This is a genomic window from Clostridium swellfunianum, from assembly GCF_023656515.1.
In the GTDB taxonomy this organism is placed as follows: Bacteria; Bacillota; Clostridia; order Clostridiales; family Clostridiaceae; genus Clostridium_AT; species Clostridium_AT swellfunianum.
This window is the reverse complement of sequence record NZ_JAMOFV010000006.1, coordinates 3054771-3067840: the sequence shown is the minus strand read 5'-3', so window position 1 is coordinate 3067840 and position 13070 is coordinate 3054771. Positions and strand designations below refer to the sequence as shown.

Annotated in this window: 10 protein-coding genes; all 10 read right to left on the bottom strand. The window is 32.5% G+C overall.

Features of this window, described 5'->3' with window-relative positions; translation table 11 throughout:
* Positions 1-2: 2 nt before the first annotated feature.
* Positions 3-977: an ABC transporter permease gene (locus tag NBE98_RS14620; protein ID WP_250815740.1), complete on the bottom strand. Its 975-nt coding sequence runs from the start codon at positions 975-977 to the stop codon at positions 3-5.
* A gap of 341 nt (positions 978-1318) precedes the next feature.
* Positions 1319-3661 (bottom strand): helix-turn-helix domain-containing protein, encoded by a 2343-nt coding sequence (locus NBE98_RS14615; RefSeq protein WP_250815739.1) that lies wholly within the window; start codon positions 3659-3661, stop codon positions 1319-1321.
* A 271-nt stretch (positions 3662-3932) separates the two neighbouring features.
* The gene (gene deoD / locus NBE98_RS14610; protein ID WP_250815738.1) at positions 3933-4643 is read right to left on the bottom strand and encodes a purine-nucleoside phosphorylase; all 711 of its coding nucleotides are present in this window, start codon (positions 4641-4643) and stop codon (positions 3933-3935) included.
* 161 nt (positions 4644-4804) lie between these two features.
* Positions 4805-5428, bottom strand: coding sequence for a DUF47 domain-containing protein (locus tag NBE98_RS14605; RefSeq protein ID WP_250815737.1), 624 nt, complete (start codon positions 5426-5428; stop codon positions 4805-4807).
* A 21-nt stretch (positions 5429-5449) separates the two neighbouring features.
* Entirely contained in the window at positions 5450-6502 is a 1053-nt protein-coding gene (locus NBE98_RS14600) for an inorganic phosphate transporter (protein WP_250815736.1), read from the bottom strand.
* A 209-nt stretch (positions 6503-6711) separates the two neighbouring features.
* Entirely contained in the window at positions 6712-7806 is a 1095-nt protein-coding gene (locus NBE98_RS14595) for a DUF871 domain-containing protein (protein ID WP_250815734.1), read from the bottom strand.
* 79 nt (positions 7807-7885) lie between these two features.
* A complete protein-coding gene (locus tag NBE98_RS14590; RefSeq protein WP_250815733.1) occupies positions 7886-9178 on the bottom strand; it encodes a PTS sugar transporter subunit IIC in 1293 nt (430 codons plus the stop codon).
* A gap of 56 nt (positions 9179-9234) precedes the next feature.
* Complete coding sequence (locus NBE98_RS14585; RefSeq protein ID WP_349305958.1) at positions 9235-9543, bottom strand: PTS sugar transporter subunit IIB; 309 nt, start codon at positions 9541-9543, stop codon at positions 9235-9237.
* Between the two features lie 240 nt (positions 9544-9783).
* Positions 9784-10095, bottom strand: coding sequence for a PTS lactose/cellobiose transporter subunit IIA (locus NBE98_RS14580; RefSeq protein ID WP_250815732.1), 312 nt, complete (start codon positions 10093-10095; stop codon positions 9784-9786).
* A gap of 119 nt (positions 10096-10214) precedes the next feature.
* Positions 10215-12902, bottom strand: a complete 2688-nt coding sequence (locus tag NBE98_RS14575; protein ID WP_250815730.1) for a sigma-54-dependent transcriptional regulator — start codon at positions 12900-12902, stop codon at positions 10215-10217.
* Between the last annotated feature and the right edge of the window lie 168 nt (positions 12903-13070).

Here is a 13070-nt window from a genome sequence, read left to right as displayed (position 1 = left end):
CTTTACCACAGACTTGAATCACTGAATTTTTTACTTATTTTATTTGCCGTTATTAAAAGAACAAAGTTAATTACTGAATTAAATAATCCTACTGCTGCACTATAACTAAATGCAAACTCCTGAAGACCTTTACGATATACAAATGTAGATATAACATCTGCAGTTGAATATATTGCAGGATTGTAAAGCAATATTACTTTTTCAAATCCTACGCTTAACATACTTCCCATTCTCAATACAAGCATTACAATTATTGTAGGCATAATTCCTGGAATTGTTATATTAAGTGTCTGTCTCCACTTTCCCGCTCCATCCATTTGAGCAGCTTCGTATAATTCTTGATCTATTCCTGTCAATGCTGCTAAATATATGATTGTCCCCCATCCTACTGACTGCCATATATCTGATAATACATACACTGGCACGAAGTTTTTAGCTTCATTTAAAAGTGTTGTTGCTTGTCCTCCAAATAAGGATATTATATAGCTTATTACTCCAGTATCTGATGTAAAATCCTTTATCATACCGCACACTACTACAAGAGATATAAAGTGAGGCATGTATGAAACAGATTGTACAGCACTTTTAAAATACTTGTTTCTTAGTTCATTAATTAATAAAGCTAATATTATTGGTGCTGGAAAACCAAATATCAAGTTTGTGATACTTATTACTAGAGTATTTTTTAAAACTCTCCAAAAATAAAAACTCTGAAAGAAATCAATGAAGTGCTTAAATCCAACCCATTCGCTCCCTGAAATCCCCTTGGTAGGTTGGAAGTCTTTAAAGGCCATTATTAATCCATACATTGGTTTGTAATGAAATATAATATAGAATGCCAATACTGGTAAGAACATTAAATAAAGACCTTTATTTAATTTAAAGTCTTTACGAACCAGAGTTGAAAAATTTGAAAATTTTACTGCTAATGTTTCTTTGTTTTTCGTTTTATTATCTTTTTTATTTACGTTCAGCATTTTGACCCCTTTCTATGCTCAAATTTTATTGTTTAAGCATTTATATCTTTATTTGTGCTGTGAACCTAAGATTAATTTAAAACATTTTCATAGCTAATCCTAGCGTCAATACATGAAATCAAAAGTCAAAACTTTATATTTTCTACTTATCTACAAATAGCCTAAATTATTTTTAATATCCTTTTATCCTCTTTTAAGCAAGTTCCTTATAAACTAGAAATATCGCATGAGATTTTGCCACCAAATACCCTTTATTATTATGGATAGTTTTTAGACAATAAGGACAAAAAATAAAAAGCAGAGGTACAGCTCTAATATGCTTTAAAGCCATACCTCTACTTTTAACCTATTTGATTAGTCTCTTTATACTTTCCGGGTGTAATTCCTTCAATTTTCATAAAAGCTCTTGTAAAGGTTCGAACATTAGAATAGCCTGTAGCCTTCGCAACATCCTCTAAGTTAATCTTTTGTTCGTTCATAATTTGTTTGGATTTTTCAATTCTTATCTTATTTATTTGGTCCAAAATTCCTTCTCCAGACTGAGCTTTATAGAGTTTGGATATATAAGAAGGATGCATATCAAAATTATCTGCTATTGCAGAAATACTTAAGTTTTCATCTTTATAATTATTTATTATGAATTCATCAACTTTACTTTTTATATTGCTATTCTTATTTTTCCTATTGCTAATTATCTTATCACAAATCACATTTAATATATCTTTTAACTCATCCTTAACCTTATTAACATTTTTATTGTTTATAAGTTCCTGTATCTTATCCAACTCATCAGAAAACTCATCAGCAGGTATAGTGCTTAAATCATTTATTGTTTTTAAAATTGTACTTACTAAATTAAAAAATAAACATTTTGCATTTTGAGGTGAAATTTCTTTATCAACAAAGTTCTTTCTATACACATCATTAATAACCAACTGTACATTTTTAAAATCCCCTAGCTTTATACAATTAATTATTTGTTGTTCTTTTTCTATTGGATAGTAATATTCTTTATTTATCTTAACCTTTGTGTCATCATAGAATATTACTCCATCTATTCCCATAACTATTTTATAATCCATTGCTTCCAAGGTTTCATCATAGGCTGCAGCAATTCCCTCTATATCTTTATGGATAGTGCTTAAAGCAACAGTAAAATTAATTTTATAGTACTTCTTAATAAAACTCTGCAGCTCACTAGTTAATTGTTTTATTTGATTTTCTTCCTCTTTAAAATTTTCATCTTTAAAATTGACTATGGCAGAAAGCATTCCATCCGTCTCAGTAACTAATACTAAAAATTTATCGCAGGCTAATTCTTCTAAGATATTAGTAATAACAAACTGTGCTAAACTAAAAGCCTCTAAGTTATTATGCTTAGTATGCTCTAAGAATACTTCACTAAAGTCCTCAATGTAGAATAGCATAACAGAAAAATAATTAGACTTAAAGCCAATGTCATATGCTATCAACGAATCGTTTACAGTAGTATCACTAAAGTTTCCTTTAAGCAATCTTTCAATAAATCTAGATTTAAGTATTGAATTTTGGCTAATAAGTTTTCTATTAAACTCTTCCTTATCGCTTACTGCATTTGCAATAGTTTTTTTAATAAATTGATACTCATTAGCTTCCATATCCCTACATTTTTCAGGCATATCTCTAAGCTCATTAATGAGCATTCCCATAGGCTCATAATTTCTTTTTACCAATATATAAGTCATTATACTTCCTAAGCCTATACAAACCAATATGCTAAGATAAATCATTCTTCGAGCATACTGAAGTTTTTGCCAAAAAATACTTTCTGGCATGATATGAATATACTTGTTTTTTTCTACCTGAGAGGAGACGTAAGAAACAACAACTTTTTCTCCATTGTAATCTCCAGTAACTACTCCTCTATCTTTGTCAAGACTCTTATAATTAAGCCAATCTGGAAGTTGTCCTTCGCTTGCTTCCCCGGCAATTATATCATTGTCTTCATTAATAATCATTAACTGACCATTATTAGCAGACTCAACATTACCAGATATTTTAATAAACTGTGATTCGTCTATCGCAGTAATAAAATTAGCTGATACATCAGTCTGTCTTAACCACGGAAAAGTTATTATATAATATATACTTTTTTCATTGCTTTTTGAATCCTTAGGTATAGAAATAAACTTCCCACCTTTGTAATTTTCCTTCACAAGCTTTATCCATTTATCATAGCTATACTCGTTCATTCCAGTATAAATATCATAAAAACTCTTATTCTCAAAATTACCTTTATCACTTAGAATAAGTTCACTATTATTTAAATAAATAAAAAAGTTATTAATTTTGGGGTTTAATATCTTATAGTTCTTTAATTCTTTTACCCCTTCATACAACTTATAGTATTGGTTGTCATCAAAAGGAGGCTTTATCGGAATTAATTCCTGAATTCGGTTGTTGTATGCAACCTGAACACTAATCATTTTTATGTCATCAGCCACACTATCCATATACTGTTGGACCTGACTTAGGTAAAAATCATTTGCTCTGTTTATCTCAGCTTTAACTATTATATCTACCTTAGCATACATGATAACGCTTACAATAATTGGCAACAGAAGTATCACTATATATGATAATGTCCAAGTAAACATAATACTTTTTCTTTTCATAAATTTACTTCTTATAAATGCTCTAATCATACTTCTCCCCCCGAATAGTTTTTAATTTAAAAGTTATACTGTCTTATTTTATACAAATTAATATATCATATTATTTGATTTTTTGAAACTTATATGTGTTTTCAGGTATCCCTGATAAATCTATACCTTCGCCGCGAACCACAGCCCATCTTATCTTCCGATTATATGCTTTTTATAATATTAAACTAACAAACTTTAAACTTAAACTGACAATATATAAAATAATACGTCAAAATCAAAAACAATGGAGAGCTTAATAGCTCTCCACTTATTATTCTGCTAATTCTAAAGCGATTTCCATCATTTGAGTAAAAGATGTCTGCCTTTCTTCTGCTGTTGTCGCTTCATGTGTAACTAATGAGTCCGAAACTGTTAATATGCAAAGGGCATTTGCTCCAGCGCGAGCTGCATTCATATAAAGTGCTGCTGCTTCCATTTCAACTGCCATAATACCCATCTTAGCCCATTTCTTCCATACCTCTTGATCTTCATCATAGAAGATATCTGAAGACAGAATGTTTCCTACCTTAGGATTAACTCCTTTTTCTTCAGCTATTTTAACAGCCTTTTGAAGCAGCTTCCAAGATGCGGTTGGAGCATAACTTCCAGGAAGTCCATACTGACTAGCATAGTTTGAGTTTGTTGAAGCTGCCATTCCTATAACTATATCTCTAACTTTTACATCTGCTTGAAAAGACCCGCAGGAACCTATTCTGATTACATTTTTAACTCCATAAAAATTTATAAGTTCATAAGAGTATATTCCTATTGAAGGCATCCCCATCCCTGTGCCCATAACAGATACTTTCTTTCCTTTGTATGTGCCTGTGTAGCCAAACATATTTCTTACAGTATTAAACTGCACTGGGTTTTCTAAAAAAGTTTCAGCAATAAACTTTGCTCTTAAAGGGTCTCCTGGAAGCAAAACAGTTTCTGCTATTATTCCTTTTTCGCTAACATTAATATGTGGTGTTGGAATCATAAATATCACTCTCCATTAACAATTCTAACTATAGTTTAAACCGTAAGCTAATTATAATGCATATTTCTAAATATATCCATAGACAAAAATTTATTGTATATTAGCTCTAAATAAAAAGAAGAGAAGATTAAATTGTAATCCTCTCTTGTAACTATATCTTCTTATGAATTCTTCATTACTATGTTTTCAATGTTATTTGCTACTTCTTCACAGTTATCGCAGCACTTCTCTAATCTTCTATATATCTCTGTCCAAACTGACAGCTGAATAGCATCTTTTTCACTTCTATAAAGACTTCTTACTCCATCCATATAAAGTTTATCGCCTTCTTCCTCTAGGCGGTTAACTTCTATTATTGCAGCATGAAGAGTCTTTGATCTTTTAAAGCCTTCAAATTCTCCTAAAGCTGCATTCATTGATTTGCAGCAGTCCATAATTAATTCTGTGAATTTAATTATTTCAGGTCTTATTGTTTGAACATTAAATATGTCAACTCCAATTAGAACATCTTCTATTGAGTCTATTACATCATCTATATTATCAGCAAGACTGATAATATCCTCTCTTTCAATTGGAGGAAGAAATTCTTTTACAAGTCTATTCATTATTTCATGTCTTTCAAGATCTGCAGCATGCTCAATTTCATGCATTTCTTTTACCTTTTGTTCTATTGTATTTGGATCATAACTGTGTAGTATAGTATTTAAAATTTCAGCAGCTTTTAATGAAAAGCCTGATAAATCAACAAACGCCTTAAAATAATTAAAATCTCTATCTTTAGCCATTTTTACACTTTCCTCTCTTATTTAAAATATTTTCATAAATATATAAGCCATTACATATCCTACAATACCGCAGCCAGGGAAAGTTAATACCCAAGCTAAGACCATTTCCTTTACTATGCTCCAGTTAACAGCAGAAAGTCTTTTAGAAGCACCAACTCCCATAATTGCTGTTGTCTTCGTGTGAGTTGTACTAACAGGAACACCCATCACAGAAGAAACTAATAAACAAGCTGCTCCTGCTAAGTCAGCTGCAAAACCTTGATAAGTTTCCAGTTTTACCATATCCATACCTACTGTTTTAATGATACGGTAACCACCTATAGAAGTACCAAGTGCCATTACAACAGAGCAAAGTACCATTAGCCATATTGGAATAGTAAAATTAGTTACATTGGTTTGTCCATTAGCTAGAAATATTCCAAGCATAAACACGCCCATAAACTTCTGTCCATCTTGAGCTCCATGCATGAAGGCCATTGCTGCTCCTCCTGCAATCTGTGCATTTTGAAAAAATGGTTTGCTCTTGCGTCTATCAACCCTTTTAAATAATGCTTCTATTGTACGAACTAATATAAATCCAAAGCCTAAACCCATAATAGTGGACATGAATAATCCATAAACTACTTTAACCCACTCGTTGCCATTGATTCCAGAAAGTCCACCTTGAAGCGCTATAGCCGCTCCAGACAAACCTGCTATCAATGCATGACTTTCACTGGTAGGTATACCAAGCCACCAAGCTGCTGTTGACCATAATACTATTGCAAACAAAGCAGCGCATAGTGCTATTAAAGGATCTTTAGACTTTCCACCAAAGTCAACCATCTTATAAATGGTTTGTGCAACTGTTGCATTGAAAACTGTCATTACAAAAACACCAAAAAAATTAAAAATAGTAGCCATTATTATTGCTTTCTTTGGACCAATCGCCCTCGTTGAAACACAGGTAGCAATGGCATTAGGTGCATCAGTCCAACCATTTACTAATATAACTCCCAAAGTAAGTATTACTATAATAAGTAACGCTGGGTTTGATACTAATTGAGACAAAAAACTTTCTAAAGTAATGCTCATTTTTATCCTCCGTCTATATTTAAAATTTATAACATTCAATAGTCCCAGAATAAATATTAACACGCTGTTTACATAATATCAATTAACAAAATGAACTTAACATACATTTAACAATAACATTTTAAGCATACCTAGTATCTATTATTTCTAATAAGTATGTAATATATCCTAACTTTTTATGCTAAAAAAAGCTGCATAGCTGCAGCCTTTTATCTTTCTTCTATAAAACTAAATTTACTCCAGGGCTCAATATAATCAAGCAAAAATATTTCTTCTGGAACGACTTTTCCCACTATATTTGTTTTTCCTGTATTTTTCATATCCTTAAGAGCCACTTGAAGCTCTCCTGCATACCTTCCATAAAGCGATGAATCTATAATTATATCACCTTTTTTTATGTCTACAATGTTATAGGCTGGAAATTCATGACCCTTGTATTTAACTCTGCTTTGTGTAGATCTAATTACATACTCGGATACATCACCTCTGTTAAAATGAGTTTCCTCCAGTACTATTTTTTTATCTAGTTCTGTAGCATTTGAAACAAATTGTATATTAAATTGGAGCATATTTTTATTTAATCTACTGATTTTTTTAAGCTCCTCCTCTGATGCAAAAGCATTAGCTATAATTACATCATCAATTAAACCTGATGCATAAAGATGCTTTGTCTGAACGTCTATAGGCAGGTTTCGATGCATTTCTAAAGTGCATAGGCCTTCTGATACTGGCCAAGGCCCAAAGCTTGCACTTTTTGAATTTACAAAGGCGGCTGTTCTTATCCCAAGTTCCTTAAACTGTTTTGAACACATCAAAAAATGATTAAGGCTTAAGCCTGTATATAGCCTTGGATAAAAATTATGGCATCCTATGATATTTTCGCTATTAGGTCTGTAGGACAAAATATTATCCACATATTTTGTTCCATTGCTCATATTAAGTTCAATTTTTATTTCGTAAGGATTACAGCTCATTATTGACTCTTCTAAACCGCTAAATCCCATATCAAGCCTAATACCAGATAGTCCAAGTTCTTTAAAGAAAGATAAATCATGTATAGAAGCACCGTACTTTTCAAATACTGTATGATCTATATCTGCAATTACTTCCATGTTGTGCTTATTAGCACAAGAAGTTAAGATTTTAAATTCTTTTATAGTTTCATCTATTGATTTCCCATTAGCAGATATAAGACAAGTAAAAATTCTTTTAAATCCATAGCTTGCAGCAAGCTGTATATAATTAATATTTTCTTCTACTGTAGCATTTTCTACATAAACTGATATTCCAAGCTTTCTTTCCATATAATCCACTCCTATATAGATTAAATTAAGAAACTCTAACACTTACGGTTAGAGTTTCTCTAAAATTTTTATATTCTAATTATGCATTCAATGAATTGGAATTGTTCTTAAATTCCATATCTCTTGCGTGCTTTTCAGCCACAATTACGAACGGCATATAAATTAATATTCCTATGGCAAGATTTATGAGCTGAAGGATTATACCTCTAATTGAACCTGTTGCAAGGAAGCCGCTTATAATCGGAGGCATAGTCCAGTGAACTATTGCTATAGTTTTCGGAACAAGACCAATAGCTATTGCTGTGTAACTTGTAATTGTTAATATTACCGGAAGAAGTATAAATGGAATAACATAAATTGGGTTTAAAACAAGAGGCATTCCAAATAGCACTGGCTCATTGATATTAAAGGCTGCTGGAGCTATTCCAAGCCTTGCTTTAACTTTATTTTCTTCTCTCTTTCCAATTATCATTATTGCTATCAGAAGACATATGGAAGTTCCTGCACCTCCCATATACACAAAGGTGTCAAAGAAGGAAGATGTAACTATATGCTCTGCAGCTTTTCCTGCCTTGAAGGCATTAACATTAGCCTCCATTAAAGGTAAAAACAGTGCACTTGTAATTGGGAGAAGTATGTTTGTTCCATGAAGACCAAAGAACCATAATAGGTGAACCAAGAAAACAACCAATAACGCTGCTGGCAGACTGCTAGCTAATCCAAGCAGTGGCTTTTGAATTATTTCAAATATAAATTTATGAATATCCGGAACTCCAATAGCGTCAAGACCAATTTTTAAGAATCCAAATATAACTAAAACTATTAATGATGGAAGCAGTGCAGCAAAGGATCTTCCTACGGCTGGCGGTACTCCATCAGGCATTTTTATAACAAGCTTTTTGTTTCCCATAAGCTTTACAAATAGCTCTGTAGCAACGATAGCAACAAATAATGAAACAAACAAACCTTGAGCTCCTAAATATCCATATGGAACCGCCCAATCCTTTGCAGAACCTGCATAAAGCATTAAAAGAGAACCGAAGGATACAACGCCTGCTGTAAGTCCATCTTTTTCATAGGACTTAGCAAGATTATAGCTAATTGAAAATACAACTAAGAGAGCCATGATGGCAAAGGTACCATTCCAGAGTGTTCCTCCAAAGCTGTTCCACTTCTCACCAAAGATGTTCTTCATGAAGTCTCCCCAGCCTGGTATTGGAAGATTATTAAAAAGTACTGCCAAGGATCCTATAAGAATTAAAGGCATTATAGTAACAAAACCATCACGTATAGCCACAAGATGTCTCTGTGAACCGATTTTTCCTGCTACAGGTACAAAGTACTTTTCCAGAAAGTTAATTAGTCCTTTCATTAAAATTCCCCCCGTTAAATAATTATTTATAATTTCATTAGATACTTAATAAATACTTATTTGCTTAACAAAGTTAAGGCATGATTTAAAACCTTTTCTCCATTCATCATTCCGTAGTCAATGCTGTTTATAACATCGACTTTAACTCCTTTTGGTTCATAAGCTGTTTTGTATTTGTTTAATAAAAATCTTACTTGAGGACCCAAAAGTAGTACATCTGTTTCATCGATATGATGCCTTAACTCTGCTTCCGCTACAGCAATTATTTTAGCTTCTATTCCAAGTTTATTGGCAGCATCATTCATTTTTACAACTAGAAGACTTGTTGACATTCCTGCCCCACAAACCAAGGTAATCCTTTTCACTCTTACCTCCTCCTTTCCAATTTTATTTTTTAATTACTTATGTTATTTTTGTCTGCATAAATATTATAAGCAAGTATCGTGCCAAAACACTTTTCTTATTATTTTCTGTTTGATTTCATGTGATTCATAGCAATTTAAGACGGTTTTATATTATAGTGTTTTAATTTATCTTTAGTGTTTTACTTGTTTTATAGTGTTTTACTTTTTATCATTAGTGTTTTGAGTGTTTTAAATAGTGTTTTATTTATTAAACAATTTTTCATACATATCGATAAATTCCTGCGCAAGATCCTTTACAGTTATTGCATTCATTAGGTGATCCTGTGCGTGTACCATAAGAAGCGTTACTTCTTTATTGTTGCCTGCTGCCTCCTCTTGAATAAGCTGTGTTTGTACTGAATGGGCCTGCGATAATTCTTCATCGGCCTTAATTATAGCTTCTCTTGCTTCTTTTATTTGCCCAGCTTTTGCAAAGTGTATAGCCTCCATAGCTTGGCTCCTGGCATTGCCTCCACTTATAATTATTTGCATTATAATCTCTTGATAGCTCATATCTCTCTCATCCTCTCTCATATTGTTGTTTATAAAAATAACTTGCTACGTTACATTAATATAGCAACTTGCATGCCAAAACACTAAAAAGAAAATGCGGCACCAATAGCCGCAGACTACTAACTATATTTTTTTATATCAAAGTAACTCATTATATAACAAATCTCATCTTCCAGTATATATACACCATATTTTTTATTAAGCTGGCTGCAAGCATTTTTTACTACTCTATAAAGCTCAGGATTTTGCTTTATATACTCCTTGCAATTTTCGAATTCTATTATAGCACCGCCAGCTTTCAGCCTGTCTATCATACATCCCATATGAAGTGCAGTGCCTATTAAAATGTCTGTATCCATTTTTATGTTTAGGTCTTCTTCAACTTGAGTTATAAATTCCTTAATATCCTTAAATACTTCTGCTCCATCAATATTTTTAAGCTGATACTTCAAAGTATCTCCCATTTTGATATAAGTAGTTTCTATATCTATAAGCTTCTGTATTTGTTCTATTGCTTTCCTGCTTAAAACTTCATGAAGACCAAACTTAGGAAGCTTTGAACTTATATTAAAAGAGCTCACAAGGCATAATACTGTTTTATCCCTAGAAATCGCTCTAAGCCTAGTACTTATATTTTCCTTAGCCACAATGTTAAGGGGAATAATTTCAAGAATACTTCTATCAAATTGCAGCTCCGCTTCTAAAAATTCTTTTATTGTTCTAGCACTACCCTCTCCTGTTGTGCATATAGTTATAATCGCCATTTTATTTTTAACACTTTCTTCCAATTCTTCTTTTTCACCTTCATGCTCTATAAATCTGTTAACATTCATAGTTTCCATATAAACCTGCTCTAAAGAATACCCAAGCATGGATTTTCTTGCAGCTTCTAAAACATGAAGTGTGCTTACCAAAGGTATTGTCCTAGTATTAATGTTAAACTCTTTTTCAAGCTCTTCACCAAAGGTTGTAAGAGATCCCATATCCACCAAAAGAAGAATATCAGAGGTTATAGTATTTTCCTTAACCATGGTCTTTAATCTCGACAGCACCTGCTGCGGTTTTTCTTCGAGTGGCGCATTAATCCCCATAACGTGCTTTATTCCTAAAAGCTTGTTTGAAACCTCAGCCATAGAGGCTGCAGTCGTATCTCCATGAGCGATTACTATTACTTTAACTTCCTCTTGTTCCTCTATACGTTCTCTATCATCATAAACTAAAAACATAGCCAGAAAACCTGCTTCATCAATTGGAATCGTTATATCCAAACATCTTTCTATTATCTTCAGGCAGTCTAAGGCTGCTGAAAATTCTTCAGGGTGCTCAGTCCGTATCTTATTTAACTGTGGATTAATTATTTTCTTGTTTCTTTTAATTCTTTCTATTGAATTTGCTATATGAACTGCCATACCATAATAGACCTTTTGACTTAAATTCTTCTTAAGTCTGTCTTCACTAAAGCTTATGATTTCTTGAACAACATCCACAATTTCATGACTTATTAGATTTTCCAAATTTGTTATATCGATTCTTCTGTTAACAGTATAAAGATACTTGGTAAAATAATCATCAATATCCTTTTCCATTTCCTGCTCCAGCTGACTGCCATTTATGCCTTTCCCTTTAAGCTCATGGAATCTTATATCTATCATTTCATAAATATTTTCTTCTTTTTGTTCCTCTTCAAATAAAATTTCATCACTGCTATTATCAAAGATGCAGTATCTCTTATTTATTCCTATAAGCTTATTCCATATTTGTCTATGTTCAGTTTCTCTATATAGACCTTCCCGAATGTATGAGGGAAGCTCAGAGCTGGTTATAGTAATACCATTTTTTCTATGAGCAATAAAATCTGCATAAGCTTTAGCACAAACAAGCTGTATATCAGTCTTAAGTTGACCTATATTATTTGAACACCCATAGCTTAAAAGTGCTCTCATGGAATTGACAGAGACCATTATCTCTCTATCAAGCCTTGAAGATTCCTCTCTAAAGAAGCTGCTTATAAGATGAAATCTTTCCTCTAGGCTTCTTTCAGACAACGAAGGGATTCTGATTATCATAGGTATTCTTCTTGTAAATGTTCTTAAGAGAGCAGAATCAGGATTTTCTGTAGTAGCAGATATTATTATTACACTTGCTTTTCTTTCCTGCTCTGTTTCTCCTAATCGCCTATATATCCCCTTATCCATAAAGGTAAAAAACATTTCTTGCCCTTCTGGGGGGAGCCTATGCACCTCATCTAAAAAAAGTATTCCCCCATTGGCCTTTTCAATAAGACCCTGTTTATCTGAATCAGCTCCTGTATATGCACCTTTTTTAGTTCCAAAAAGCTGGCTTATTAAAAGCTGCGGGTTGTTTGCATAATCCGCACAGTTAAAGGTAACAAAGGGTGCTTCCTTTCTAAGCTTTTCCATTTCTATTGCATACTTATGTATAAGTCCCGCAAACATAGACTTTCCAACTCCTGTATCACCAAGAATTAATATATGCATTCCTTTAGGTGGATACAATATTGCAGCTTTTGCTTGCTCTACTGCTGAAAAAAGGCTTTGATTTTTAGCTGCAAATTTATCTATTGTTGTGCTTTCTCTTTCTTTTTCTGCCAAACCTTCCTCGGTAATTTTAAAAAGCACCGGCCTGCCGTTGCTTTTAGAAGCCTTTCCTTCTTCACATAATCTATTTAAATCACTGCTTGCATTTGCTCTGCTTATACCTAGTGCTTCCGCAAGCTCAAGAGCGCTTACTCCACTTCCGTTATCAAGCTCCTTAAGCTTCTCGTAAACCAATTCAATTCTTTTCAAACTGCTTCAACCTCCAATGAGAAAATGAACTTATAATAATATTCTATAAATCATTAAAATTTCCTTTATACTCCCTTAATTATAAAAGTTTTTATAATTTACTTCATATTAAATAGGCTATGTTGAAAAATAATGTTGAAATTACCCAGGTAATTTAACATAACCATT

Bases quoted from the DNA above. Each gene is read 5' to 3' on its own strand.
- NBE98_RS14605 (WP_250815737.1), bottom strand. From the start codon at position 5,428: ATGGCTAAAGATAGAGATTTTAATTATTTTAAGGCGTTTGTTGATTTA.
- NBE98_RS14600 (WP_250815736.1), bottom strand. From the start codon at position 6,502: ATGAGCATTACTTTAGAAAGTTTTTTGTCTCAATTAGTATCAAACCCA.
- deoD (WP_250815738.1), bottom strand. From the start codon at position 4,643: ATGATTCCAACACCACATATTAATGTTAGCGAAAAAGGAATAATAGCA.
- NBE98_RS14595 (WP_250815734.1), bottom strand. From the start codon at position 7,806: ATGGAAAGAAAGCTTGGAATATCAGTTTATGTAGAAAATGCTACAGTA.
- NBE98_RS14620 (WP_250815740.1), bottom strand. From the start codon at position 977: ATGCTGAACGTAAATAAAAAAGATAATAAAACGAAAAACAAAGAAACA.
- NBE98_RS14580 (WP_250815732.1), bottom strand. From the start codon at position 10,095: ATGAGCTATCAAGAGATTATAATGCAAATAATTATAAGTGGAGGCAAT.
- NBE98_RS14590 (WP_250815733.1), bottom strand. From the start codon at position 9,178: ATGAAAGGACTAATTAACTTTCTGGAAAAGTACTTTGTACCTGTAGCA.
- NBE98_RS14615 (WP_250815739.1), bottom strand. From the start codon at position 3,661: ATGATTAGAGCATTTATAAGAAGTAAATTTATGAAAAGAAAAAGTATT.